Raw genomic sequence first — 24,636 nt, forward strand, 5'->3', positions numbered from 1 at the left:
GATCTACTAATTGTAGAGGAAGAGGAGCATGCCGAGCAGCACGAGCACGATGAACCCCGTGCCGTACTTCATCATCGCAAGAAAACCCGTGTAGGTTTTCGCGTGATCCTTCATCGCCTTGTCGGTGTACGTGCTGTTCTGCGCCATCTCAAACGTCCCCCAATCCGGACCCAATTCCGCTCGTTCATACCAACACACAGCCAAGTGTGAAGCGAAAAACGGGTCAAAATCTTAACCTGACGGCAATGGGATGTGCCGTAACGAGACAGGCGGGTCAATTTTCGAGAAGCAGAGATTCGGCATTTGACAAAGCAGACCGTCCTTGTTGTCGACGACGAGTCGGGCCAGCGGCGCATCACGGAATCCGTGGCAGCGCGCGCAGGCTATGCGACTCTGGAGGCCGAGCATGGCCAGGCGGCGCTCGATCTGCTGACGGGCCCACGCGCCAAAGCCATCGACGCCGTCATCCTCGATTACAACATGCCGGGGAAAACCGGGATCGAGGTGCTGCGTGAACTGCGCCCGCAATTCCCGCTGCTCCCCGTCATCATGCTCACCGCCCATTCGAGCGTTTCCACGGCCGTGGAGGCGATGCGCGCAGGCGCGAGCGATTTCCTGCTCAAACCTGCCAGCGCGGACAGGATCACGCGTGCACTGGCAAGCGCGCTTGACCAGAAGACGCCCGGCGGCGAGCTGCGTCCACTAACGGAAAAGCTGCCGGACTCGCTTGGCTTCGCCGAGATCGTCGGCAGCGATGCAGGTTTCCGCGCCGCGCTCGCCGTCGCCGAAAAGGCCGCGCAGAAGAACGTGCCGATCCTCGTCGAGGGCGAAAGCGGCGTGGGCAAGGAGGTCGTCGCTCAGGCGGTCCACGCCGCATCGCCGCGCAGAAACAAGCCGCTTGTCATCGTCAACTGCGGCGCAATCCCGTCAAATCTCGTCGAATCGGTGCTGTTCGGCCACGAAAAGGGCGCCTTTACGGGCGCCATCGAAAAGCACGTCGGCCGCTTCGGCGAGGCGGACGGCGGCACGCTGTTCCTCGACGAGATCGGCGAACTGCCGCTCGACGCGCAGGTGAAGCTGCTGCGCGCGCTGCAGACGGGGCAGATCGAGCCTGTCGGCAGCCGGGGCCATGTGACCGTCGACGTGCGCCTGATCGCCGCGACCAATCGCAACCTTGCCGAAGAGGTGCGCGAGGGACGTTTCCGCGAAGACCTGTTCTACCGGCTCGGCGTCGTGCCCGTTACGATTCCGCCGCTACGCGAACGGCGGGGCGACATCGCGGCGCTCGCACGCCATTTCGTGCGCCGCCTTGGCGCCGAGGAAGGCGTCAGCGCCAGCGACCTTTCAGACGACGCGCTCGCGCTCCTTGAGGCCTACGACTGGCCGGGCAACGTCCGCCAGCTCCAGAATGCATTGTTCCGCGCCGCCGTGCTCTGCGAAGGTACGAGGCTCACGGCGCTCGATTTCCCGCAGCTCGCAGGCGTTGCAGCGCCCAGGCGCATGGCGCAGCAGGCGCCGGCACGCGCTGCGTCGTCCGATCTTTCGGGCGATGTTTCGCTGTTCGGCGACGACGGCAAGCTCCGCCGCCTCGAGGATCTGGAAGCGGAAATCATCCGCAAGGCGATCCACCATTGCCGCGGCCGGATGAGCGAGGTCGCGCGTCGCCTCGGCATCGGGCGCTCGACGCTCTACCGCAAGCTTGGTGAAATGGCCGTCACCGACGATTTCGGCGACCACGACGACGATGTCAGGACGTTTGCCTGAGCCGCGGAAAACGTGGTTTCCGCGGGCCCGCCCGCACATTGCCCCCTTGATGTTTTGCCAATCGTCCCTGATCTTCACATCAGGCGGCGGATGTTTCGCCGCATCGCAGGAGTGACGAATGCCGGCCTTTGCCCGCGAGCTCGAGCACACGCTTCACAACGCCCTCGCCGAAGCGAGCCGGCGGCGGCATGAATATGCCACGCTTGAACACCTGCTGTTCGCGCTGATCGGGGATAGCCATGCCTCTGCGGTGATGAAGGCCTGCGGTGTCGATCTCGACCAGCTCGGCGAGGAGCTGACCGGCTATCTCGACAAGGAACTGGAGCCGCTGCGCGCCAGCGACCAGGTCGATCCCAACCCCACTGCCGGTTTCCAGCGCGTCGTGCAGCGTGCCATCCTGCACGTGCAGTCTTCTGGCCGGGACGAGGTGACGGGCGCCAACGTGCTCGTGGCGCTGTTCTCCGAGCGCGAGAGCCACGCTGTCTATTTCTTGCAGCAGCAGGACATGACGCGGCTCGATGCGGTGTCATACCTCAGCCACGGCATCGCCAAGTCGCCCTCCCTCTCGGAACCGCGCGCAGTGCGCGGCGCGGACGAGCCCGCAGAAGAGGCAAAGGACAAGGACAAGGCGAAAAAGCCCGCGGATTCGCCGCTGAAGCAGTTCTGCGTGAACCTCAACGACAAGGCGCTTTCGGGCAAGGTCGACCCGCTGATCGGTCGCAACGCCGAGGTCGACCGCACGATCCAGATCCTGTGCCGCCGTTCGAAGAACAACCCGCTCTACGTGGGCGATCCGGGCGTCGGCAAAACCGCCATCGCCGAAGGCCTCGCGCGCAAGATTATCGAGGGCGACGTGCCCGACGTGCTGAAGGACGCGGTGATCTATGCGCTCGATATGGGGGCGCTGCTCGCCGGCACGCGATACCGGGGCGATTTCGAGGAGCGGCTGAAGGGCGTCGTCACCGAGCTCGAAAAGATGCCCGAAGCGATCCTGTTCATCGACGAGATCCACACCGTGATCGGCGCGGGCGCCACTTCGGGCGGCGCAATGGATGCCTCGAACCTTCTGAAGCCGGCGCTGTCGGGCGGGTCGATCCGCTGCATCGGCTCGACGACCTACAAGGAGTTCCGCAACCACTTCGAGAAGGACCGCGCACTGCTGCGCCGGTTCCAGAAGATCGACGTGAAGGAACCCTCGATCGAGGACACGGTGCGCATCCTCCTTGGCCTCAAGACCTATTTCGAGGAGCATCACAAGGTTCGCTACACGAACGACGCCGTGAAAACGGCCGTGGAACTCTCCGCACGCTATATCAACGACCGCAAGCTCCCCGACAAGGCGATCGACGTGATCGACGAGGTCGGCGCTTCGCAGATGCTGCTGCCGCCCGCCAAGCGCAAGAAGGTGATCGGCGTGAAGGACGTCGAGGCCGTGGTCGCGACGATCGCGCGCATCCCGCCGAAATCCGTCTCGTCGGACGACAAGAAGGTGCTGGCGACGCTGGAGCAGGACCTGAAGCGTGTGGTTTTCGGGCAGGACAAGGCGATCGAGACGCTCTCGTCGGCGATCAAGCTGTCGCGCGCGGGGCTGCGCGAACCGAACAAGCCGATCGGCAACTACCTCTTCTCCGGCCCCACCGGCGTCGGCAAGACGGAAGTTGCGCGCCAGCTCGCCGCGATCCTCGGCATTCCGCTGCAGCGCTTCGACATGTCGGAGTATATGGAGCGGCACTCGGTGAGCCGCCTCATCGGCGCCCCTCCGGGCTATGTCGGCTTCGATCAGGGCGGACTGCTGACGGATGCTGTCGACCAGAACCCGCACAGCGTGTTGCTACTCGACGAGATCGAGAAGGCGCACCCGGACCTGTTCAACATCCTCCTTCAGGTGATGGACGCCGGCAAGCTCACCGACCATCACGGAAAAACGGTCGATTTCCGCAACGTCATCCTGATCATGACGACGAACGCGGGCGCGTCCGACATGGCGAAGGAAGGCATCGGCTTCGGGTCCACGGTACGCGTGGGCGAGGATGAGGAGGCCATCAAGCGCATGTTCACGCCCGAGTTCCGCAACCGCCTGGATGCGACGGTGCCTTTCGGCTACCTGCCGACGCCGGTCGTCGCCATGGTCGTCGACAAGTTCATCCTCGAACTCGAACTCCAGCTCGCGGACCGCGATGTCCACATCAAGCTGTCGGACGAGGCGAAGACCTGGCTGATCGACCGCGGCTACGACAGGCTCTATGGCGCGCGTCCACTCGCGCGGCTGATCCAGACCACCATCAAGCAGCCCCTCGCCGAGGAACTGCTGTTCGGCAAGTTGGTGAACGGCGGCGAGGTGGTCGTCCATATCAAGGACGACAAGCCGTCGTTCGAGATTATCGCCGCGGCGCCGAAGCCGCGTGCCGCCAAAAAGGGCAAGACGGGCGAGGCGAAGGGCGGTAAGAAAACCGTCGATGCGTGATGAACTTCAGCAGGGCGAAGACAAGCCGATCAACCGCCGGAACTTGATGATCGTTCTCGGCGGTCTCGGCGCGCTTTTGCTGCTTTCGAACATCGACGGCCCCGGTTTCAGCTTCATTTCCGACGACGACGAAACCGCGATCACGATCGAATCGAAAACCGATGAGATCGACGCCAAGGTGGAGCGTATGGAAGCGGCCATCGAGAAACGGCTGGAGGGTACCGCCGAACGCCTCGAAGCCGCAGGATCGGGCACCCGCCTCGATGAAGACGAGCTTGATGCAGCGATCGAGGAACTTCGCGACGGCGATCCTGCACGCTTCCTGAAGACCATCGAAACGCTTTAGTCAGACCGTGCGGCATCGCCGTCCAAACGCACCACTCGTCGTGAAAACAGTGCGTTACAACGCACGGAGCGATTGCCCGCCACATCTCTCGCACGCACACTACGCCTATGAAGGCAGAGGGGCCCTGGCATGATTATCCGCGCGCGCTGCGCGAGGTGTTGCGCCGCGAGCCCAAGAGCCTACCCATGGTCGCCGCGAAGCTGGGCTGGTGCCGCGCGCGACACGGCCTCGGGCCGCGCGACTTCTTCGATTTCGAATTGCGACATCGCCCGACGTCGACGTGGCGCGATTATCTGAGTGATGTGCCGCACATGCGGCGGATCATGCGCGCACTTCACCCGGAGCCGCTTGCGCGGCTTGCGAACGACAAGGTGCTGAGTACCGAGCGGCTAATGGAGCGGGGGGTGGCGGTCGCGCCGGTTTATGTGATCGCTGGACGCGACACCGACAGCCATCCGACAAGCGGGCGCCTCACGGTCGTCAATGATGCGGCGGCATTGCGACGATCGCTTGACGGCGCGCCGGACCGCCTGTTCTGCAAGCCCGCGACCGGCACGTTCGGAAACGGTGTTTTCCGCGCACATCGTGAAGGTGCGCAATGGCGCGTCGGTGACATTTCGATGTCGGCGGCAGCTTTCGCCGAACATCTGCTTACGCAGGACGACCGGTCGGGAACGCTGGTCAGCCCCGAACTTCGCAACCATCCCGCACTGGCCCCGATCACAGCCGATCTCGGGCTTGCTGCAACGCGCGTTTACACAGCGCGCACCAGCGCCGGGACCGAGATTTTCTGCACGGTGCAGAAGGTGATGACGACACCGGCGCTTGCCGACAATTTTCACGACGGCACCACTGGCCATCTGCTCTGCTTCGTCGACCCCGAAAGCGGTTGTATCACACACTCTTACGGGCGCGATCCCGGCGACCGAATCCGTCTGAACACATACGAAACGCATGCGCTGACAGGCGCGGGGCTTACCGGCTTCCGCATCCCATACTGGAAGGACATCTTGAACCTGGCCCGCGCCGCGACCGAGGCCATGCCAGAGCTTCCGTTGCCCGGCCTCGACATTTCGCTAACGCCCGACGGCCCGGTCGTGCTGGAATCGAACGCCTACTGCTTCGCGATCGCGCCTCAACTGCAGCGCGGAGGATTGCGCCCGATTCTGAAAAAGCTGATCCCGAGGCTCGCGATCGACGCCGAGCGACGCGACAACGCGCTGAGAGCTTTGCGCTCCGGCACGCCGAAAGCCCGCCGCAACACGCACTGAGAGATCAGGCGCGCCAGCTACCGTCGAGCAGCTTGATGATGCCCGAGAAGTCTTTCGCCGCGCCCCCGAGGTTCGAAAAGGTCTGGTAGAGTGCTTCGGCCTGCGTGCCGAGCGGCGTTGCCGCGTTCGCCGCGGCGGCGGCCTCCATGGCGAGCTTCAGGTCCTTCAGCATCAGCGCAGCAGCGAATCCGCCCTCATAGTCGCGGTTGGACGGTGCAGTCGGCACCGGGCCCGGCACCGGGCAATAGCTCGTCATCGACCAACACTGGCCGCTCGCCTTCGAGGAGATGTCGAAGAAGACCTGCGGATCGAGGCCGAGCTTCTCGGCGAGCGCAAACGCCTCGCACGTGCCGATCATCGAGATGCCAAGCAGCATGTTGTTGCAGATCTTCGCGGCCTGCCCCGCGCCCGCGCTGCCCGCATGGATCACGGCCTTGCCCATGCACGCGAGGATCGGCTCGGCGCGCGCGAACGCCTCGTCCGTGCCGCCGACCATGAAGGTGAGCGTGCCGCCCGAGGCGGCCGCAACGCCGCCCGAAACCGGCGCGTCCACCATCGCGAAGCCCTGAGTTGTTGCAGCCTCGACGACCTTGCGCGCGGTCACCACGTCAATCGTGGAGCAATCCATGAACAGGGCACCAGGTTTCGCTGCGCCGAACACGTCGCCATTGTAGACGGCTTCGACGTGCTTTCCCGCCGGGAGCATCGTAACGACCGCGTCAGCGTCCGAAACGGCCTCCGCGGCACTTGCAGCGACGGCGCAGCCATCACCCTTGGCGCGGGCGAGCGCATCGACGCTGAGATCGAAGGCGCGCACGGCATACCCCGCCTTCGCAAGGTTCGCGGCCATGCCCGAGCCCATGTTGCCGAGCCCGATGAATGCGATTGTCTCCGCCATGCCGATCTCCCTTGCGTGTCTTTTCTGGGGCAAGGTCTAGCCATGCGGAGCGCCAAAAGAAAAGGCCCGGCACGCCGAAACGTACCGGGCCTTTTTGCAGTCTCTAGCTGCGAAAATGCTATTCGCGGCTTCCGAACAGCTGCAGCATGAACATGAACATGTTGATGAAGTCGAGGTAGAGCGACAGCGCGCCCATCACCACGGCCTTGCCCATGAAGTCGCTGCCCGCGACCTGGAAGTACATGTTCTTGATGCGCTGCGTGTCATACGCCGTCAGGCCCGCGAAGATCAGCACGCCGATCACCGAGATGGCGAACTGCATCACCGACGAACCGAGGAACATGTTCACGACGCTCGCGATGATGAGACCGATGAGCCCCATCACGAGGAACGTGCCGAAGCCCGACAGATCCTTCTTCGTCGTGTAGCCGAAGAGGCTGAGACCCGCGAAGGCGCCTGCCGTGATGAAGAACATGCGCGCGATCGACGTGCCCGTGTAGGTCAGGAAGATCGTGGACATGGACAGGCCCATCACCGCCGCGAAGGCCCAGAAAATCGCCTGGGTCGCGGGCGTCGACAGCCGGTTGAGCCCGAAGCTCAGCACCATCACGAACGCCAGCGGCGACAGGATGATGACCCACGCGAGCAGGCCTCCCTGCGAAAAGACCTGTGCAGCCATGCCGCTATTCGCGAACAGCAGCGCCACAATGCCCGAAAGCAGCACGCCGGAGGCCATGTAATTATAGACCGACAGCATGTATTTGCGAAGGCCGGCGTCGAAAGCGACGCCCTCGGCCGTTGTCGCCGGGCGACCGTAAGCCAGGCGAGGATCCGTCTGGTTCACCATGTTTTTCACTCTCCCATTTGCCGGGTCATCCGGCTTGCGAAGATAATATCGTGTGGATTGCCCGCAGCTTCAAGGAAAACCGGACAAATTCACTATAGATTTCTGAGTGCACGTGCCGGACGTGCGCCAAGCGCGCTCCAAGACCCCACGAGGCTGAGCAGCAGGATCGCCGCGGCACCGAGCACGACGGTAAGGATCACGGGGCTCCAGACGGGCAGCCATTCCAGCTCGAAAACCTGCGTCACCACGTACCAGCCGCCCGCCGTGCCGAGCACGAAGGCGATGGCCGAAAGGATGATCGCAAGCAGCGCATACTCCGCAAGCAGGCTGAGCAGAACCTGCCCCCGCGAGGCGCCGAGCACCTTCAGCATCACCGAATCATAGATGCGCGCACGCCGCGCAGCCGCGATTGCGCCGACAAGGACGGCGATCCCCGCAGCGATCGCAACCGAAGCGGCGGCCCTCACTGCCGACGACATCTGGCCAAGTAGCGCGCCGGCGTTTTCAATCACATCGCCGACGCGGATCACCGAAGCCGACGAGAACGCCCGCACGACGGCGCGCGACACCGCGGGAACCTCTTCGGGCGAGACGGTGACGGTCGCCATGTAGCTGTGCGGCGCGCTTTCGATGAGGCCGGGCGAATAGACGAGCGCGAAATTGAAACCGAGCGAATCCCAGTTGATTTCGCGGAAGCTTGCGATGGTCGCGGGAAGATCGACACCAAGCACGGAGACAGTGATACTGTCCCCGACCTTGAGTCCGAGCGCCTCGCCCACCTCGGCGTCCATCGAAACGAGCTGCGGCCCGCTGTAGTCCTCCCGCCACCATTTGCCCGAGACCACGCGGTTTCCATCGGGCAGCGCCGCCGAATAGGTGAGCCCTCTGTCGCCGCGCAGGATCCATGCGCCTTCGGGCACGTCCTTCATTTCCGACACGAGCTTGCCGTTCACGGCAACAACCGGCCCGCGCAGCGACGGCACGATACGGATCACGGCGCCGGGCGCGGCATCGAGAACGGTTTTGCGGAAAGACTCAGCTTCGCCTGCGGGAATATCGACCACAAACAGACTCGGCGCCTCGCGCGGCAGCGCTTCGTCGATCTGGCGCGACAGATTGGTTTCAATGACAGCAAGCGTCGCGAACAGCGTGAGGCCGAGCCCAAGCGCGACGACGAGTTGCCGTGTCATCGATCCTGGACGGTGCAGATTGCCGAGCGCAAGCCGCAGGAGCGGCTGCTTCGGGCGCGGCAGGCGCGCAGCAACCGCCCGGATGCCGAGCGCGAGAACCGCGAGCAGCGCCATCAGGCCGAGCGCGGCAGCAATGAACGCGGCGGCGAACAGCGGCTCACGCGCCTGCGTGACGGCAATCGCCGCGATGACCAGCGCCGCACCGAGGCTGAGCAGGACCACTTCGAGCGGCGGCCGCTTGGTACGCTCCACACCGGCACGGAACAGGCGCGCGGCGGGAACGTCGCGCGCCTTCGCGAGCGGCCAGATCGCGAACGCCGCCGCCGCGAGCAGGCCGTACAGGATCGCGGTGATCAGCGGCACGGGGTAGACGCCGAGTTCAGGCGGCACCGGGAGCGCATCGCCCGCGAAGGCCACGACGATCGCCGGTACGAATGCCCCCGCCACCGCGCCGAGGACGACCGCGGCGAACGCGATGAGCCCCACCTCGATCATGTAGATGCGGAAGATCGTGCGCGAATCCGCGCCGACGCTTTTGAGCGCTGCGATCGAGCGCGTCTTGCCGTCGAGATAGGAACCGACGCCGTTCCCGACGCCGACACCGGCAACGAGCAGCGCGGTAAGGCCAACGAGCGTCAGGAACTGGCCGAGCCGTTCGACGAAACGCCGTGTGCCGGGCGCGCCGTTCGAACGATCCTGGATACGCCATGCCGCATCCGGAAAGCGCTCATTCAGCGCTTCCGTCACCGATTCGGGGGAGGCGCTCGATGGCAATTTCAAGCGATAGTGCGTGCGATAGAGGCTTCCGGGTTGGCGGAGACCGGTTTTATCCAGCGTTTCAAGCGACATCAGCAGCGTCGGCCCGAGCGTGAAGCCTTCGCCGACCTTGTCGGGCTCTTCGGCGAGCACGCCGGTAATCCGCACGCGCGCGTCGCCAATCGTAACGCTGTCGCCAATGCGTGCGCCGAGCCGGTCGAGCGCGGCCTGATCGACGACGAGGCCGCTCGCCTTCAACGCATCCGCGAGCGGCATGCCGCCTTCGAGGCGCACGCTGCCATAGAAAGGATAGGTACCATCGACGGCTTTCAGTTCGCCGAGAACGCTTTCGGCACCGTCGAGCCGGCTCGCCATCGCGCGCATACGAACGACTTCCCCAACGCGACCTAAGCCGCGAAACGCCGCCAGTTCCGCCTCGTTCGCCTGCCGCTGCGTCAGCATCACCTCGACATCGCCGCCGAGGATCGACTGGCCCTTTTCGGAAAGCGACGTGACGATGGCGGTGGAAAGGCTGCCGACACCCGCGAGCGCGGCAACGCCAAGGAACAGGCACACCGCAAGCAGACGCAAGCCCGCAAGGCCTCCGCGCAGGTCGCGCAGCGCCAGCTTGAGGGGGAGGTTCAAGCGACGGTCTCGCGCACGATCTGCCCGTCACGCATTTCGACGATGCGCCCGCATCGTGCGGCAAGTTCGGTATCGTGAGTGATGAGCACGAGCGTGGTGTCCTGCGCGCGCTGCCGTTCGAACAGCAGCTCGACGATCTCGTGGCCGGTCGCGGCGTCGAGGTTGCCCGTGGGCTCGTCGGCGAAGAGGATGCCGGGACGCGGCGCCGTTGCACGCGCGATCGCGACGCGCTGCTGTTCGCCGCCCGAAAGCTGAGATGGGTAGTGCGTCAGCCGGTGGCCGAGGCCGACCGCCTCAAGCTCGGCGCGGGCCCGCGCTTCCGCGTCGGGGGCGCCTGCAAGCTCCAGCGGCACGGAAACATTCTCAAGCGCCGTCATCGTCGGCAGCAGATGGAAGGCCTGCAGCACGATGCCGATGCGGCCGCGCCGCGCGCGGGCGAGCCCGTCTTCGTCAAGCGCACCGAAATCCTGCCCCGCGACGCCGATCCGCCCGCTGTTCGCGCGTTCGAGGCCGGAGAGCACCGCCATCAGCGAGGACTTGCCCGAACCGGAAGGGCCGAGAATCGCAACGCTTTCGCCCCGCGCCACGGAAAGGCTGACGCCGCGCAGGATTTCGACCGCGCCTGCGCCTTCGCCGAGCGTGAGGGTGACATTGCGCGCATCAATCACGATATTGGAAGGCGCCGAGGAGATATCGTTCAAGGGGATCCGCTTTGTCTGGTTCGTGCAGGTTCCGTAGTTATGGGGATGCGCCACGCTTTGTCCAAGTCGTGATTGCCGCATTTCTGCTGTTCGTCGGCGCGAGTCCGTCGCTTGCCGAAACGCGGATAATCGTCGCCTACGGCGATTCGCTGATGGCGGGCTATCAGCTGAAGCCCGGCGAAGGCTTCGCGCCGCAGCTTGAAAAGGCGCTGAAGGCGAAGGGACATTCGGTGCGTGTCGTGAGCGGCGCGGTTTCAGGCGATACCACCGCCGCGGGCAAGGCGCGCATGGCGTGGGTGCTTGGCGGACTGAAGGCAAAGCCCGATCTCGTCATCCTCGGCCTCGGTGCCAACGACATGCTCCGCGGCCTGCCGCCCGCGCAGGCGCGCGCCAACCTCGATGCGATGATCACCGACTTCAAGAAGCGCGGCAGCAAGGTGCTCGTCGCGGGAATGCTCGCCGCGCCCAACATGGGCAAGGCCTATGCGGCGGAGTTCAACGGCATGTACCCGGCGCTCGCGAAGAAGCACGCCGTGCCGCTCTACCCGTTCTTCATGAAAGGCGTGGTCGCAAACAAGGCGCTGCTGCTCGGTGACGGGATGCACCCTAATTTGAAGGGCGTTTCCGTGATCGTGCAGGGTATCTTGCCGAGCGTCGAGGCGGCGCTCCGCTAGTGCACAGGCTGTTCGTCGGGATCGACCTGCCGCACATGGTGAAGGACGCGCTCGTCGCACGCATGGGCGGTGTGCTCGGCGCCCGCTGGCAGAGCGAGGACCAGCTTCACCTGACGCTGCGCTTCATCGGCACGGTCGACACGCACACAGCGAATGCCGTTGCCGAAGCGCTATCGACGATACGAGCGCGTGCGTTCGATCTTTCGACCGCCCGTCCCGGCATTTTCGAGCGCAAGGCCCGCATCGAAACGCTCTGGGTCGGCGTCGAACCGCAGGAGCCGGTGAAGGCTCTGCACAACAAGGTGGACCGCGCGCTGCAGCTTGTCGGCATCGCGCCCGACACCCGAAGCTACCTGCCGCACATCACGCTGGCGCGCTTCTCCGGCACGGCGGGTCCACTCGATGCTTTCCTGCGCGAAGGCTTTCCGCCAATCACCTTCAAGGTGGACGCGATCAGCCTGTTCGAAAGCCGCCTCACCACGGAGGGCGCGGACTACACCGTCGTCGCGCGCTGGCCCTTGATCGCCTGAAGCAGACCCCGCGCACCGTCCTCAACGAGCCGGAACGTTTCGGCAAAGCCCTCGTCGCCACCATAATAGGGGTCCGGCACATCGCCGCCCTCGGCATGATCGAGCAGCAACGACAATGCCGCACGCGCGCCGCCCGGCTGCATGGCGAGCAGGTCTGCCAGGTTCTTCGCGTCCATCGCCACGATATGATCGAAGCGGTGGAAGTCCTCTTCCGTCACCTGCCGCGCGCGCAGCATCGAGATGTCGAGGCCTTGGCGCAGCGCCTCGGCCTGCGCACGCGGGTCGGGGGCGTGGCCGATGTGCCAGTCGCCGGTCCCCGCGCTGTCGATCTCCACCGCCGCGCCCTCCGACTCCACCAACCGCCGCATCGCTCCCTCCGCAAGCGGCGAGCGACAGATGTTGCCTAGGCAAACGAACAGGACCGATATCGTCATCGCGATTTCCATGCTTTCGATTTGAGAGCGCTGTGTTAGCCACGACGCAACCGGCTGGACAAGGGCCAGCATCTCGAAACTGGGGAGGGTCGAGAGCATGAACGACGCAGCCGCAATTCTGGAAGCACGCAAGGGCGAGGTCGGCGGGCCATACGCCTGGTACGTGCTTGGCGTACTCGTGCTCGTCTATGTGCTCAACTTCATCGACCGCCAGATCATCTCGATCCTCGCGGAGGACATCAAGGCGGACCTTGGCGTCACCGATGCCGACATGGGCTTCCTCTACGGCACCGCCTTCGGCGTGTTCTATTCGCTGTTCGGCATCCCGCTCGGGCGGCTTGCGGACATGTGGTATCGCGGACGCCTGATGACGATCGGCCTTTCGGTCTGGTCGGCAATGACGGCGCTTTCGGGCTTCGCGCAGAATTTCGGTCAGCTCGCCGCCGCGCGCATCGGCGTCGGCATCGGAGAGGCCACGGCGAGCCCCTGCGCGTTCTCGATCATCTCGGACTATTTCCCGCGTGAAAAGCGCGCCACCGCGCTCGCGATCTATTCGAGCGGGCTCTATCTCGGTGGCGGCCTGTCGCTGTTCATCGGCGGTGTCATCGTGAAGAGCTGGAACAGCGCTTTCCCTGATGGCGGCCCTCTCGGCCTCGCGGGCTGGCAGGCGGCGTTCCTTGCCGTCGGCCTGCCGGGGCTGATGCTCGCTCTGTGGGTGCTTTCCCTGCGCGAGCCGCTGCGCGGCATGTCCGAAGGAATCCTGAGCGTGCCCGAACCCTCGCCATGGCCGAAGTTCTTTACCGAACTCTCAAGCGTCATTCCGCCCTTCACGCTGATTCAGGCGGCGCGCATCGGGGGACGAGCGTTCGCAATCAACCTCGCGGGGCTCATCGTCGTCGTGCTCGGCGCGGCCGGGATGATGATGCTCACCGGAGATACGCTGCAATGGGGTGCTATCGGCATCGGCTGCTATTCGGTGTTTTCGTGGTCGCAATCGCTGAAGCGCCGGGATCCACCGACCTATCAGCTCATCTGGGGCACACCGACCTTCCTGCTCGCCATACTCGGCTTCGGGTCGATCGCGTTCGTTACCTATGCGGTCAGCTTCTGGTCTGCACCCTATGCGATCCGTACGTTTGGCGCCGATCCGGCCATCGTCGGCCTCATCATCGGCGGTGTCGGTGCTGCGGGCGGCTTTATCGGTGTGATCGCAGGCGGGCGCCTTGCGGACTGGGCGAAATCGCGCTGGCCGGCGGGGGATATCCTTGTTGCAACGCTCGGCGTCATTGTTCCCGCGCCGCTCATGCTCGTCGTCTACACCACAGAGAGCCTCACGGTTTTCTATCTCGCGTTCGTGCCGATGGCGATCATCAACAGCTGCTGGGTCGGCATCGCCGCCGCCACGAGCCAGAACCTCGTGCTGCCGCGGATGCGCGGCGCCGCAACCGCGACCTATTTCCTCGGCACGACGCTCGTCGGCCTTGGCCTCGGGCCGTATTTCGCGGGCAAGATGTCGCTCGTCACCGGAAGCCTCGGCGTGGGTATCCTCAGCTTGCTCGTCGCCGCGCCGGTAACGCTCGTCTGCCTCTGGGTTGTCTGGCGCAGGCTCCCGCAGGCAGAGGCGACGCGCCTGGAACGCGCCGTCGCGGCCGGGGAAGTCGCCGCGCGAGCCTGATGCTTTATCCAGAATTGCGCACGCGCCCAAACAGCGCCACTCTTGCGCCTGCTTTCAGGACTCGGGGGAGATTGGGATGTCGGAATACGACTATATCGTCGTCGGTGCGGGTTCAGCAGGCTGCGTGCTTGCGAATCGCCTGTCCGCGAACCCCGCCACGCGCGTGCTTCTCGTCGAAGCGGGCGGCAAGGACAGTTCCTTCCTGATCCACATGCCCGGCGGACTTTCGAAGATCATCCCGCCCGAAAACGCGCACGCGACCAACTGGTGCTTCTGGACCGAACCACAGAAGCACCTGGATGGCCGCCGCCTCTATTGGCCGCGCGGGCGCGTGCTCGGCGGCTCCTCGTCGATCAACGGCATGGTCTATATTCGCGGTCACGCGAGCGACTACGACCGCTGGGCGCAGATGGGCTGCATAGGCTGGGGCTGGGACGACATCCTGCCGTATTTCCGCCGCTCCGAAACGAGCGAGCGCGGCGCCGACGATTATCACGGCGGCGATGGCCCGCTTCATACCGGGCGCCGCAGCCTGCCCACCCCGCTCATCGACGCCTTCATCAAAGCCGCGGCCGAAGCGGGATATCCCGTAACGGACGATTTCAACGGGCCGCAGTTCGAAGGCGCGGGCCGCTATGATTCGACGATCAAGAACGGCGAGCGCTGGTCTGCCGCGAAGGGCTATCTGAAACCGATCCTCGATCGCCCCAATCTCGATGTCCTCACCGATGTGCTCGTCGAACGCGTCACCTTCAACGGGCGTCAGGCGACCGGCATCGCCTATCTGAAAAACGGCAAGGCCGAAACGGCCTCCGCGCGCGAGACGATCGTCTGCGGCGGCGCGGTGAACTCGCCGCAGCTGCTGATGCTCTCCGGCATCGGCCCCGCCGCGCATCTGGCGGAGCATGGTATCGCGGTTATCCACGATGCGCCGGACGTCGGCGGCAATCTGCAGGATCATCTCGATATCCTGATGCAATGGACCTGCACGCAGCCGATCACGCTCAACAAGAACGCCGGCTTCCACAACAAGCTGCTCGCGCTCGGCAATTGGGTGCTGCGCCGCGACGGTTCGGGTGCCTACATGCCGACGCCTGCCGGCGCGTTCCTCTCCACCCGGCCGGACCTCGCCGCGCCGGATATCCAGATCCACTTCATGCCTGTGCTGGGCGAGCCGCACGGGCGTGGAACGCTCGGCCATCAGCACGGCTATGCCATGCACATGTGCCAGCTTCGCCCGGAAAGCCGCGGCACGATCCGCCTCCAGTCGGCCGATCCTACGGCCCACCCGGCGATCGATCCCAATTATCTCTCAGCGCCCGGCGACCTCGAAACGCTGCTCGCTGGCATCGAGATCACACGCAATATTGGGCGTATGCCCGCGCTCGCACCGTTCCGCGGCAAGGAGGTGTGGCCCGGCGAAGGCGTTACCGCGCGCGAGGACGTCGTGACGGCGCTGAAGGCATGGGGTGAGACGATCTATCACCCGATCGGCACATGCCGCATGGGTGCGGACGAGCGCTCGGTTGTCGATACGCAGCTTGCCGTACGCGGCGTCTCCGGCCTGCGCGTTGTCGATGCTTCGGTCATGCCGACGCTCATCTCCGGCAATACCAACGCGCCGACGATCGCGATCGCCGAGAAGGCGGCCGACATGATCTTGGCAGACGCCAAGCAATCGCTGGCGGCATGATCGCACCGTTTGAAATCCCTGTGGAGCCTGAAGAGGCGGAATGGGTCCGGCGCCGCGTCGAGGCTTTCCGCTTCTTCGAGGAACCCGAGGACGCCGGTTGGCGCTACGGCGCGAATCGCGCCTATCTCGAACGACTGCGCGACTACTGGCTCACGGTGTTCGACTGGCCGGACGCGGTTGCGCGTCTCAACCGTCATCCACACGTTCGCGCCGAGGTGCTGCCCGGCTTCCGCCTGCACTGCATCCACAAGCGCTCGTCGCGTCCCGATGCGAAACCGCTGCTTATTGCGCATGGCTGGCCGGGGTCGATCCTCGAATTCGATGCGATCATCGAGCGGCTCGCGGAACCCGAGGACGGTTCACCGGCCTTTCACGTCGTCGCCCCCTCGCTTCCCGGCTATGCGTGGTCGGACAAGCCGAAATCGCCGATCGGGCCGCGCGGTGTCGCGAAGCTCTACGATAGCCTGATGGGCCGCCTGGGCTACGACAGTTATATCTACCAAGGGGGAGACTGGGGCAGCGTCATCGGCGGCTGGATCGGGCTCGATTCCGCGCGCGTCACGGCGGTTCACCTGAACGGCTTCGGTCTCCGCCCGGCAGACATGCAGCCGACTACGGAGGAAGAAGCGCTCTGGCTGAAATGGGCGTTGCAGATTCGCGCGACCGAAACCGCCTATCTCCAGCTTCAGGGCACCAAGCCGCAGAGTCTTGCTTACGCAATGATGGATTCGCCGATGGGCATCGCCGCGTGGCTCGCCGAAAAGTTCTGCGGCTGGAGCGATGTCGGCACGCACAACCCAGCGCCGCCGTTCAGCATGGATCAGATGCTCACCAACATCATGATCTACCTTTCGACGCGCAGCTTCCACACGGCAACGTGGATCTATCGCGGCCTGTTCGACGAGGGCGGTTTCACGATTCCGGACGGTCGGCGCATCGAGGTGCCCACAGGCGTCGCCGCCTTCCCCCACGACCTGCTTGCCTTCCCGCCGCGCGCGATGGCTGAGCGCGGCTACAACATCGTGCACTGGACGAAGATGCCGCGCGGCGGCCATTTCGCGAGCCTTGAGGAACCCGAACTGTTCCTCGCCGATCTCAGAAAATTCGTCGCAGCGCTGTAAAAAACCTCTCCCTTGATGGGAGAGGATACGAAGCCTTGCCAGCGTGCTGGCTAGGCGAAGTTGGTGAGGGTGGCCCTGCGCACGCGCTCGGAAATGGAAACACCGATGCGATCGCCGAGCAGCACGATCTCGCCACGTGCGATGAGTTCATCGTTCGCATAGATCCACACAGGATCGTCGCGGCGTGCGTCGAGATCGATCACAGCGCCCCGCCCCATCTTCAGGAGCTGGCGGATCGGCATCTGCTTGCTGCCGATGACGACCGAAATCTCGACCTTGATCCTTTCGATAACGCTCATGACCGCCTATCTGCGTTTCGGGTTTCGGGCATGATGCACCGGATAGGGTTAGAACGGGGTAAAGAGATGCCCGAGTGGCGGGTGGAAAGCGGCCTTGCCGATTATGCCGAAACGCTGGCCACAATGGAGCAGCGCGCGGCGGACATCCGGGCGGGTGAGGCGGGCGAGCTGATCTGGCTCGTCGAACACCCGCCGGTCTACACCGCAGGCACCAGCGCGGACGCGGCGGAGTTGCTGGCACCGACACGCTTTCCAGTGTTTTCGACCGGCCGGGGCGGCCGCTACACCTACCATGGGCCGGGCCAGCGCGTCGGCTATCTGATGCTCGATCTGGAACAACGCGGCCGCGATCTCAGGGGCTTCATCTGTTCGGTCGAACGCTGGCTGATCGCGGCGCTTGCCGATTTTGGGGTCTCAGCACGCGCGGTGCCCGGCCGGGTCGGCGTGTGGACGGATACACCTGCGGGCGAAGCAAAGATCGGCGCGATCGGTGTGCGTGTGCGGCGATGGGTCAGCTTCCACGGCTTTTCGCTGAACGTCGCGCCCGAACTCGAGCACTTCTCGGGCATCGTGCCCTGCGGCCTTGCCGAATATCCCGTCACCAGCCTCTCAGGCCTCGGTATCGAAGCGTCGATGGCCGACGTCGATGCCGCGCTGCAACGGCACTGCCCGTTCTTGTAGGTTTCAGGCGGCGCGGCGACGCGCGCTGTCGTCCATGCGTGCCGGGCGCGGCTTGCCGAACAGGAAGCCCTGTCCGAGCGCAACGCCCGCGCGGCGCACCGAGGCGGCCTGATCTTCGGTCTCGACATGCGTCGCGATCACCTGCGTGCCGCCGCGCGCAAGCGCCTTCAGCACGCCTGGGTCGGCTTTCTCAAGGATCGCGGCATCGAGCTTCAGGAAGCCCGGACGGCGGAATATGCCTTGCAGGCGCGGCAGGTCGCCGAGCGATGCCTTGTCGACCGAGAAAGCGAAGCCCATCGCCTCGATGCCGCGCAGGTCCGCCGCGACCTCGGTGTTTAGCGTGACGGCGGTCGCCGCATCGATTTCGAATACGATGCGCTGCGACAGGGCCTTCTGCTGCCGCGCGAAGGTGGTCAGCGCTGCACGGAAGCTGTCGCTCTGCAGCGAATCGCCCGAAAGGTTACAGAAAAGCCGTGTTTCCATATGCCGGTCGCCAATGCGGTGGCAGAGGCCGACGATGCTGGAAAGCTGCCGCGTGTCGATATCCGCCGCGCGCCCCGTAGCACGGGCGGCAGGGAGGAATTCGGCGGGCATCATCAGCGTGCCCGTGTGCGACCGTAGGCGCGAGAGTACCTCGTAGTGCTGCACGCGGCGATCGGGAATGCCGACGATCGGCTGCAGATGCAGCTCGATCTGTGCGTCTCCAATCGGGTCGCCAGCGCTGTCCGCCACGAAGTCGGGCGTCACTTTTCGCCCGCAGCGCGCGCTCACATGCGCCGCGAACTGCAGGAGGTTGTTTGCCGTCTCCAGTGAAACATCATGAGTTTCAGGCGCCGCCGCCGTCATGGACGCTGCCGGGCGCAGCATTTCAAGTGCAGCGACACGGGCGCCAAGTGCTTCGACCTCAGCCTTGTTGTAAGCTGCCGTCACGAATGCGCGCCGTGCGAAGCGATGTGTGGAGAAAAGGACATCCGCAACCGCAAAGCAAAGCGCCGTGGCTACCGAGGCCGCCGCCGCGATAAATGTCGGCGCGTTCCAGAGCGAGGGACCGGCAATCGAAAGCGCCGCAGCGCCTGCCGCGTAGCAAACGAGCCGCAACGGCAATCCGGCATACACAGACATTCTGGCCCCCGTAGGATGTTCGTGGAGTGCAGACTGCCGTCCAGCGGTGTAAAAATGGTTAATGCGCGATCAACCATGGAACGCTTAGAACCCAACCCGCCTTGAGCCGTTGGCGGAATGCGGTTACGTTGCGGGCGAAGCGGTGAAAAAATCCGCAGCAACAAGAAAATGCCGGGGTAAAACGATGGGAAGCATGTCGAAACGCACGATTTTGGGGTTCTCGATGGCAATCGCCTTGGCGGCAACCGCCTGCGGGAAAAGCGATAATGCCGGGAAGGAAGGCGAAAAGGCCGCCGTGGAAGGCGCGGCCGACGCGTCCATGTCGGAACTCGGCGCGGATGCGTCGACGGCGGATGCCATGTCTGTCGACGTGGCGGCGGGCGGCGTCGAGCCGATGACCGATCCGGCGCTGGTGGACGTCGCACCGATCCCGGATGCCCCTGCGTCCGAACAGGCTCCCGCGCAGCAGTGACTTGACGGCCTTCGCGGCCAATTCTTGTGGGAGGATTTGCATGAGCCTTGCCGAAATCACCGAAACAATGCGCGGCCGCGTCGGCGCGGATGCAGGTCTCGGGAAAAGCGTGAAGTTCGATTTTGGCGACGAGGGCGTGGTACGCATCGACGACAAGTCCTCGCCTGCGGTCGTGGACAATCAGGACCTTCCGGTCGATTGCACCGTGAAGGTGTCGATGTCTGACTTTCTCGACATCGCGGAGGGTAAGACGAATCCGCAAATGGCGTTCATGATGGGCAAGCTCAAGGTGGAAGGCGACATGTCGGTCGCCCTGCAGCTGGGCAAGGTGCTTGGCTGATCCCGTGTCTGCCATGGTAAAGCGTATCCGTTCAGCAACTCTGGCACTCGGCATCTGTCTTGCGGCAGCGCCGTCGGCCTACGCCGCAGCCGATCTCGGCGGCCCGCCCGTTCGTGCGATGACATCAGAAGAGAGCACGGCCCATGCGATCTGGCTGCTGCGCGCGGGCCTGAACGTTTCCGCGTTGCAGTGCCAATTTTCGCCCTATCTGGCCACGGTGCGAAACTACAACGAGATGCTGAAACAGCATCAGCCCGAACTGTCCCGCGCCTATCAAACACTGGAGAAGCATTTCCGTCGTCTCGACGGGAAAGCCGGCCCCCGTGCCTTCGACAGCTTTACGACGCGCATTTACAACAGCTTCTCGGCGCTCGATGCGCAGCGTAGTTTCTGTTCGGCTGCGGGCGATATTGGTCGGGAAGCGCTGTCTTGGGGACCCGGCAGTTTAAGCGGTAAGGCCGTAACCGCTGTTCAGCGCCTGCGCGCCGCGCTTATCGCACCGCCCGATCCCTATCGGCAGGTTCAGCTCGGCTATGTCGTCCTGCCGCGTATTCCGGATCCGTGTATCGACAAGCGCGGAAAACCCATCAAGCGCTGTAACGTCTGACGGGATTGCGCGACCGGTTTCGCCACGCATCTCAATCTCACATAGCCGACGCATAAAAAAAGGGCCGCCTCTCAGAGGCGGCCCTTTCCGGTTGCGGGGCGCCGTTGAAGGCGCCCCGTGTTCCGTCGAGCTTACATCGAAGCTCCGCCGAAGTTGATTTCCACGCGGCGGTTCTGCGGTTCACGCACACCGTCGGCAGTTTCAACAAGCAGGCGGGTTTCGCCGAAGGCTTCGGACGCGATCGCCGTTTCCGGCACACCCTGACCAACGAGGTACTTGCGAACCGAGTCAGCACGGCGCTGCGACAGACCGACGTTGTAGTCGGCCGGACCCGCGGCGTCGGCGTGACCCGCAAGCGTAACGCTGGCCTGGCCCGTTTCCTTGTACGACTGCGCGGCGCGGTTGAGGATGTCCGCTGCATCCGCCGTGATGTCCGACTTGTCGAAGTCGAAGAACACGATGAACGGTCCCGGCGTCGGAGGCGGCGGCGGGGGCGGCGGGGGCGGCGGGGGCGGCGGGGGAGCCGGTTCCGCAACCGGAGGCGGCGGAGGCGGCGGCGCTTCCGCACCGAAGTTGAAGATCACGCTCGCGAGCAGCGAGTGGCTGCGGAAGCGACCGTCATAGCCCGATCCCTCCACGCCGACGAGATCCACCGACGGCGCGTTGAAGAAGCGGTACTTCAGGCCCAGATCGACATTGTCGCTGATCGCCTTGCGGACGCCGGCGATCACCTGCCAGGCAAAGCCCGTATCGCTGTCATCAGCGAAATCCGTGCCCAAGTCGGTGACCTGATAGATGTCCGCCTTGACGCGCGCGATACCGACACCGCCGCCGACGTAGCCATTCCAGCCAGAGTCGTCGCCGAAGTCAAACAGGCCGTTCAGCATGAAGCTGAGCGCGCTCGTGGTGCCACCGGCATCCGGGAACGTTCCCGAGGCGGTCGCGCCGCTACCCGGAACCGCATAACCGGCCAGGGTCACTTTATCGAGCGAAGCCTTCTTGTAACCAAGCTCGAATTCGGTGCGGAAACCACCGAAGTCGTATCCAACGATGCCATCGACGTCATAGCCCATCTTGTGCTTGACGCTGACACCATTGCTCGTTTCGACACCCTGCGGGCTGGTCACGTCGAAATCGATATTCTCGATGAGCAGCGCACCGCCCTCGATACCTGCATACCAGGCCTTGTCGCGCGCGAGCGCCGGGCCCGCAAGAGCGGTGCCGGCCAGCGCCATGACTACGGCGAGTCTACGCATTGAAATCCCCTTTCTCAGTCTCCACGAACTTCCATGGAAGTCGCCTGAACGATCTATATCACGGAAGTTTCCCGCGCAATCGAATATAACCCCGAAATGTTGCATAAATACCGCACCTTGCGGCGGAATTCAGCGTTTCCCGTGGGGTCATGACGTCAACAGACCCTGTTCGCGAAGATAAGTCAGCAGGGTTGCCAACGTGGCCCGTGCCTCGATGTCGATCACGCTTCCGCCTTCGGGCATATCGATCGCGATCGGGGATTCGGTCAGCATCACGGCGCCGCCGATTCTGAGCCCTGCAACCGGCAGTGCAGCGTTCCAGGCATCACCGTCGAACACCGCGACGATCCCTTCGTCAGCGATCCAGCAAAGCATCCCCTCCGCCGCCGCCGCGAGCGTCCACGCGCCCTCCCAGTGCGCGAGAGCGCCGGTGTGCCCGGCCCATGCGCCAGAAGCGCCTTCACCCACGATCCACAGCGCGCCGGGTGCCGGCAATTCGGGTGGTTCGGAAAGCGCGCGGCTTGCTACGCACAAATGCACAAGGCGGTCGAGGCCGTGAATCGCGGCGTTGTGCGTGAGTTCCTTTTGGGCCTGCCCGGTGGCGATGAGCGGCAAACCAAGGCGTGCAGTGGCGGTCATCGGTTGTTCCTATCGGTTGAGGATGAAATCGGCGGCAAAAGGCGCGCCCCCGCCCACGGTCGCGCTCAGCTGTCGGACCTCGAAATGAACAGCGCCTGGAAGTCCACCGAACGCCGCCGTCTGCGCGCTCGCGGTCAGGGTCCACATCCCTTCGCCCACTTCATCGTCTACAGAGGTCGCGCCGACACGGCAGCGGACGGCATAGCGCTCGTATTCCTCGCCAAGCGGCGCATCTACGCCATCGACCCAGCCGAATCCTGTCCGACTCCGCCTGGTCCACGAGAATATGATCGCGCCGTCCGCCAGCACATGCGCCGCTCCATGCACGGGTGACAGCGGCTGCAATGCACGTCCCGTTACCCGGTGCACGACATGCGGACTGTCCGAAGCACTCGTGTTTGGCGGCACGACGCGCACGGCGACATCCGTGCTGATCGCGTCGACGGAAAGATCTATTGGAAACAGCGCGGCCGTTTCGAGCAACACGAAGCGTTCGCCTGCCGCATGCCCGGCCATCGCCGCCTCGCTCGCTTTCCGGCCACGCAGCAGGCCCGAAAGCCGAAAGCGGCGCGGCGCGGTGGGAACCGCACTGCGAAACTGGATCAGTTCATCCCCGACAAGCGCCAAGTTCGCACCTGCCAGCACAGAGAGCGCCGGACGACTTTCAAGCCACATCGTGTCGGATATCAGTTCCACGTCCAGCGCAGAAGTTTCGTCCCAGCGCGTCGGGTCCGTGGCGGGAAGTGCCGCCAGCGCCATGCCCATCGGCACGCCGCCACTCGCCATGCCGACGCTCGACCAGCTTGCACCGGCATCCCCGCTCAGCCAGATTTCGCCGCGACGCCAACCGCTCCCCGATCCTGCCGCGGCGATCCAAAGGCGCGGCACGCTCGGCATCTCGCCCGCGATGGGCGGCAGTTCGAAGGCGTGGAATTGCGTCTCTCCCTGCGGCGCATCGATGGTCGTTTCCGCGCGGCCGCCGTCGGCCGCCGGGTCCAAGCCTACGCCTGCATCCACCGGCTCCGCCTCGATGGCGACCGTCATCGTTTCCAAAACCGTCCGGCGAATTTCCCAGCGCCGACCGTCGCGGCCGGAAAGCCGGTCACCAGGCTGCAGCGCAAGCGCCCGGTAGCCGAGCCGGAAAGCCGCGGTCTCACGCCGTGTCCACAAACGTTGCAGCACACTTTGTGCCGCACGTTTCGCAGCACCGGCTGAAAGCGCGACCGGCAGCGCGCTATGATCTTCGCGTCCGCGCGCGCCCGGCCGAAATGCGCGCTGCGTCCCCGCCTGATAATCGCGCGCAATGTCGAGGTAGCCAAAGGTCACCAATGCCGGCGCATCCCCGCTGCGGCGTGCAATCGAATGGCGGCTCTCACCCTCGACCAGCCCGTCGTCGTCGAGAACGATACCGGTCTCGGCGCTGTCGTCATGAAGCCGTATCCGCTTGCCGCCGAGCGCCCGCACGTCGCCGAGTTCGCCAAGCGATGCGATCCACGTCGAAAGCGGCGCGTTGGTTGCAGCGGCGAAGCCCGGCAGAGACTCCGAAAGGCCGCCGGTGGAGATTCGCACACCGGCGGCCTCCGCAAGATCGCCGAGGATCGCGCCGACCGTTGGCGGCGCGGCATCGGATATGACCTCGAATGACAGGTTCGGAATGCGGTTCGCGAAATCGCCGAGCTGCAGGTCTTCAAACACGGCATAAGCAAGGCCGCGATAAGCGGGCGCATTCGCCCCCCCTTCTGCAGCGGCGATCAGCGGATCAGGCGCCTGGGTCTCGCTGCCCGTATAGATGCGCACGGTCCCTTCCGCCGTCATCTCGCCGGCTGCACCGCGCAGCAGCTTGCCGTCGGCCCATATGCGTCCGACCCCCACGATCGGCCGCGCCGAAATCGCCACCGCGAAGGATGCGGAATAGCTGTATGTCGTTGTGCGGCCGCCCGAGCGCTTGCCGCCGCCTGAACGGTGCGCCGTTTCCTTGAGGCCCCGACTCCAGATCACGTTCCCCGCCGCACGGGTTGTGCCGTAAAGCCGTGGATGCGGCACCCCATAGGCCGAGCTTTGTACGGTGAGATCGTCGAGGCGGGGGCCCGTGCGCCCCTTCGGCGCGAACAGCATCTGATCGATGGCGTTCCCCGCGACCGCGCCGATGGCAGCGCCGATGGGTCCGCCGACGATTGCGCCGACGGTGGTCAGAACAAGTGTCGCCATGGT

The 24,636-nt window shown here is 64.7% G+C and carries 24 protein-coding genes; 12 read left to right on the forward strand and 12 right to left on the reverse strand.

Annotation, left to right across the window (positions count from 1 at the left end; genetic code table 11):
- Positions 1–6 precede the first annotated feature (6 nt).
- A complete protein-coding gene (locus DFR51_RS11450; protein WP_121050326.1) occupies positions 7–147 on the reverse strand; it encodes an aa3-type cytochrome c oxidase subunit IV in 141 nt (46 codons plus the stop codon).
- A 156-nt stretch (positions 148–303) separates the two neighbouring features.
- On the opposite strand from DFR51_RS11450, the gene DFR51_RS11455 reads away from it, so the two are divergent.
- From DFR51_RS11455 to DFR51_RS11470, 4 genes are all read left to right on the forward strand, one after another.
- Positions 304–1,764, forward strand: a complete 1,461-nt coding sequence (locus DFR51_RS11455; protein ID WP_243445514.1) for a sigma-54-dependent transcriptional regulator — start codon at positions 304–306, stop codon at positions 1,762–1,764.
- A gap of 118 nt (positions 1,765–1,882) precedes the next feature.
- Positions 1,883–4,228 (forward strand): ATP-dependent Clp protease ATP-binding subunit ClpA, encoded by a 2,346-nt coding sequence (gene clpA / locus DFR51_RS11460; protein WP_121051206.1) that lies wholly within the window; start codon positions 1,883–1,885, stop codon positions 4,226–4,228.
- Entirely contained in the window at positions 4,221–4,574 is a 354-nt protein-coding gene (locus DFR51_RS11465) for a hypothetical protein (RefSeq protein ID WP_121051208.1), read from the forward strand. The genes clpA and DFR51_RS11465 overlap by 8 nt, the downstream gene beginning before the upstream one ends.
- A gap of 107 nt (positions 4,575–4,681) precedes the next feature.
- Positions 4,682–5,845: a sugar-transfer associated ATP-grasp domain-containing protein gene (locus DFR51_RS11470; protein ID WP_121051210.1), complete on the forward strand. Its 1,164-nt coding sequence runs from the start codon at positions 4,682–4,684 to the stop codon at positions 5,843–5,845.
- A gap of 4 nt (positions 5,846–5,849) precedes the next feature.
- Here the strand turns inward: DFR51_RS11470 and mmsB are convergent, their stop codons facing one another.
- The 4 genes from mmsB to DFR51_RS11490 all read right to left on the reverse strand — a co-directional run bounded on the left by mmsB (position 5,850) and on the right by DFR51_RS11490 (position 10,882).
- On the reverse strand, positions 5,850–6,743 hold the full coding sequence (mmsB, locus tag DFR51_RS11475; RefSeq protein ID WP_121051212.1) for a 3-hydroxyisobutyrate dehydrogenase: 894 nt from the start codon (positions 6,741–6,743) through the stop codon (positions 5,850–5,852).
- Between the two features lie 118 nt (positions 6,744–6,861).
- Positions 6,862–7,590 (reverse strand): Bax inhibitor-1/YccA family protein, encoded by a 729-nt coding sequence (locus DFR51_RS11480; RefSeq protein ID WP_121051603.1) that lies wholly within the window; start codon positions 7,588–7,590, stop codon positions 6,862–6,864.
- Positions 7,591–7,682: 92 nt separating this feature from the next.
- Positions 7,683–10,181 carry an ABC transporter permease gene (locus tag DFR51_RS11485; RefSeq protein WP_121051213.1) on the reverse strand — a complete coding sequence of 833 codons (2,499 nt, stop codon included), beginning with the start codon at positions 10,179–10,181 and terminating at the stop codon, positions 7,683–7,685.
- On the reverse strand, positions 10,178–10,882 hold the full coding sequence (locus DFR51_RS11490) for an ABC transporter ATP-binding protein (RefSeq protein WP_420853140.1): 705 nt from the start codon (positions 10,880–10,882) through the stop codon (positions 10,178–10,180). The genes DFR51_RS11485 and DFR51_RS11490 overlap by 4 nt, the downstream gene beginning before the upstream one ends.
- Positions 10,883–10,950: 68 nt before the next feature.
- On the opposite strand from DFR51_RS11490, the gene DFR51_RS11495 reads away from it, so the two are divergent.
- Both DFR51_RS11495 and thpR read left to right on the forward strand, forming a co-directional pair.
- Positions 10,951–11,556 (forward strand): arylesterase, encoded by a 606-nt coding sequence (locus DFR51_RS11495; protein ID WP_243445515.1) that lies wholly within the window; start codon positions 10,951–10,953, stop codon positions 11,554–11,556.
- A complete protein-coding gene (thpR, locus tag DFR51_RS11500; protein ID WP_121051217.1) occupies positions 11,556–12,086 on the forward strand; it encodes an RNA 2',3'-cyclic phosphodiesterase in 531 nt (176 codons plus the stop codon). The genes DFR51_RS11495 and thpR overlap by 1 nt, the downstream gene beginning before the upstream one ends.
- Here thpR and DFR51_RS11505 read toward each other — a convergent pair.
- Entirely contained in the window at positions 12,050–12,520 is a 471-nt protein-coding gene (locus DFR51_RS11505) for a low molecular weight protein-tyrosine-phosphatase (RefSeq protein WP_174234213.1), read from the reverse strand. The two genes, thpR and DFR51_RS11505, sit on opposite strands and share 37 nt — an antisense overlap.
- A 97-nt stretch (positions 12,521–12,617) precedes the next feature.
- Between DFR51_RS11505 and DFR51_RS11510 the strand changes: the two genes are divergently transcribed.
- The 3 genes from DFR51_RS11510 to DFR51_RS11520 all read left to right on the forward strand — a co-directional run bounded on the left by DFR51_RS11510 (position 12,618) and on the right by DFR51_RS11520 (position 17,009).
- Positions 12,618–14,195 (forward strand): MFS transporter, encoded by a 1,578-nt coding sequence (locus DFR51_RS11510; RefSeq protein ID WP_121051218.1) that lies wholly within the window; start codon positions 12,618–12,620, stop codon positions 14,193–14,195.
- Between the two features lie 76 nt (positions 14,196–14,271).
- Positions 14,272–15,888 carry a GMC family oxidoreductase gene (locus DFR51_RS11515; RefSeq protein WP_121051220.1) on the forward strand — a complete coding sequence of 539 codons (1,617 nt, stop codon included), beginning with the start codon at positions 14,272–14,274 and terminating at the stop codon, positions 15,886–15,888.
- Positions 15,885–17,009 carry an epoxide hydrolase family protein gene (locus tag DFR51_RS11520; RefSeq protein WP_121051222.1) on the forward strand — a complete coding sequence of 375 codons (1,125 nt, stop codon included), beginning with the start codon at positions 15,885–15,887 and terminating at the stop codon, positions 17,007–17,009. Before DFR51_RS11515 ends, DFR51_RS11520 begins: the two co-directional genes overlap by 4 nt.
- Positions 17,010–17,059: 50 nt before the next feature.
- Here DFR51_RS11520 and DFR51_RS11525 read toward each other — a convergent pair whose 3' ends face one another.
- Positions 17,060–17,308, reverse strand: coding sequence for a FliM/FliN family flagellar motor switch protein (locus DFR51_RS11525; protein ID WP_121051224.1), 249 nt, complete (start codon positions 17,306–17,308; stop codon positions 17,060–17,062).
- 66 nt (positions 17,309–17,374) lie between these two features.
- Here DFR51_RS11525 and lipB point away from each other — a divergent pair, with 66 nt between their 5' ends.
- Positions 17,375–17,989 (forward strand): lipoyl(octanoyl) transferase LipB, encoded by a 615-nt coding sequence (lipB, locus tag DFR51_RS11530; RefSeq protein WP_121051226.1) that lies wholly within the window; start codon positions 17,375–17,377, stop codon positions 17,987–17,989.
- 3 nt (positions 17,990–17,992) lie between these two features.
- Here lipB and DFR51_RS11535 read toward each other — a convergent pair whose 3' ends face one another.
- On the reverse strand, positions 17,993–19,111 hold the full coding sequence (locus DFR51_RS11535; protein WP_121051228.1) for an EAL domain-containing protein: 1,119 nt from the start codon (positions 19,109–19,111) through the stop codon (positions 17,993–17,995).
- 123 nt (positions 19,112–19,234) lie between these two features.
- A complete protein-coding gene (locus DFR51_RS18825) occupies positions 19,235–19,471 on the reverse strand; it encodes a hypothetical protein (protein ID WP_126494484.1) in 237 nt (78 codons plus the stop codon).
- A gap of 152 nt (positions 19,472–19,623) precedes the next feature.
- Here DFR51_RS18825 and DFR51_RS11545 point away from each other — a divergent pair, with 152 nt between their 5' ends.
- Complete coding sequence (locus DFR51_RS11545) at positions 19,624–19,923, forward strand: SCP2 sterol-binding domain-containing protein (RefSeq protein WP_121051232.1); 300 nt, start codon at positions 19,624–19,626, stop codon at positions 19,921–19,923.
- A gap of 4 nt (positions 19,924–19,927) precedes the next feature.
- Positions 19,928–20,530, forward strand: a complete 603-nt coding sequence (locus DFR51_RS11550; protein WP_126494486.1) for a hypothetical protein — start codon at positions 19,928–19,930, stop codon at positions 20,528–20,530.
- Between the two features lie 131 nt (positions 20,531–20,661).
- On the opposite strand, the gene DFR51_RS11555 is transcribed toward DFR51_RS11550, so the two are convergent.
- From DFR51_RS11555 to DFR51_RS11565, 3 genes are all read right to left on the reverse strand, one after another.
- Positions 20,662–21,786 (reverse strand): OmpA family protein, encoded by a 1,125-nt coding sequence (locus tag DFR51_RS11555; RefSeq protein ID WP_121051236.1) that lies wholly within the window; start codon positions 21,784–21,786, stop codon positions 20,662–20,664.
- A 147-nt stretch (positions 21,787–21,933) separates the two neighbouring features.
- The gene (locus DFR51_RS11560; RefSeq protein ID WP_121051238.1) at positions 21,934–22,425 is read right to left on the reverse strand and encodes a DUF2793 domain-containing protein; all 492 of its coding nucleotides are present in this window, start codon (positions 22,423–22,425) and stop codon (positions 21,934–21,936) included.
- Between the two features lie 9 nt (positions 22,426–22,434).
- On the reverse strand, positions 22,435–24,633 hold the full coding sequence (locus DFR51_RS11565) for a phage tail protein (protein ID WP_160119062.1): 2,199 nt from the start codon (positions 24,631–24,633) through the stop codon (positions 22,435–22,437).
- Between the last annotated feature and the right edge of the window lie 3 nt (positions 24,634–24,636).

Origin of the sequence: Sphingosinicella microcystinivorans, from assembly GCF_003634215.1 — a bacterium.
Taxonomy (GTDB): domain Bacteria; phylum Pseudomonadota; class Alphaproteobacteria; order Sphingomonadales; family Sphingomonadaceae; genus Sphingosinicella; species Sphingosinicella microcystinivorans.

Coding starts and splice junctions, on each gene's coding strand:
- DFR51_RS11450 (WP_121050326.1), bottom strand. CDS start 147: ATGGCGCAGAACAGCACGTACACCGACAAGGCGATGAAGGATCACGCG.
- clpA (WP_121051206.1), top strand. CDS start 1,883: ATGCCGGCCTTTGCCCGCGAGCTCGAGCACACGCTTCACAACGCCCTC.
- DFR51_RS11465 (WP_121051208.1), top strand. CDS start 4,221: ATGCGTGATGAACTTCAGCAGGGCGAAGACAAGCCGATCAACCGCCGG.
- DFR51_RS11470 (WP_121051210.1), top strand. CDS start 4,682: ATGAAGGCAGAGGGGCCCTGGCATGATTATCCGCGCGCGCTGCGCGAG.
- mmsB (WP_121051212.1), bottom strand. CDS start 6,743: ATGGCGGAGACAATCGCATTCATCGGGCTCGGCAACATGGGCTCGGGC.
- DFR51_RS11480 (WP_121051603.1), bottom strand. CDS start 7,590: ATGGTGAACCAGACGGATCCTCGCCTGGCTTACGGTCGCCCGGCGACA.
- DFR51_RS11505 (WP_174234213.1), bottom strand. CDS start 12,520: ATGACGATATCGGTCCTGTTCGTTTGCCTAGGCAACATCTGTCGCTCG.
- DFR51_RS11510 (WP_121051218.1), top strand. CDS start 12,618: ATGAACGACGCAGCCGCAATTCTGGAAGCACGCAAGGGCGAGGTCGGC.
- DFR51_RS11515 (WP_121051220.1), top strand. CDS start 14,272: ATGTCGGAATACGACTATATCGTCGTCGGTGCGGGTTCAGCAGGCTGC.
- DFR51_RS11520 (WP_121051222.1), top strand. CDS start 15,885: ATGATCGCACCGTTTGAAATCCCTGTGGAGCCTGAAGAGGCGGAATGG.
- DFR51_RS11525 (WP_121051224.1), bottom strand. CDS start 17,308: ATGAGCGTTATCGAAAGGATCAAGGTCGAGATTTCGGTCGTCATCGGC.
- lipB (WP_121051226.1), top strand. CDS start 17,375: ATGCCCGAGTGGCGGGTGGAAAGCGGCCTTGCCGATTATGCCGAAACG.
- DFR51_RS11535 (WP_121051228.1), bottom strand. CDS start 19,111: ATGTCTGTGTATGCCGGATTGCCGTTGCGGCTCGTTTGCTACGCGGCA.
- DFR51_RS18825 (WP_126494484.1), bottom strand. CDS start 19,471: ATGGCATCCGCCGTCGACGCATCCGCGCCGAGTTCCGACATGGACGCG.
- DFR51_RS11545 (WP_121051232.1), top strand. CDS start 19,624: ATGAGCCTTGCCGAAATCACCGAAACAATGCGCGGCCGCGTCGGCGCG.
- DFR51_RS11555 (WP_121051236.1), bottom strand. CDS start 21,786: ATGCGTAGACTCGCCGTAGTCATGGCGCTGGCCGGCACCGCTCTTGCG.
- DFR51_RS11560 (WP_121051238.1), bottom strand. CDS start 22,425: ATGACCGCCACTGCACGCCTTGGTTTGCCGCTCATCGCCACCGGGCAG.
- DFR51_RS11565 (WP_160119062.1), bottom strand. CDS start 24,633: ATGGCGACACTTGTTCTGACCACCGTCGGCGCAATCGTCGGCGGACCC.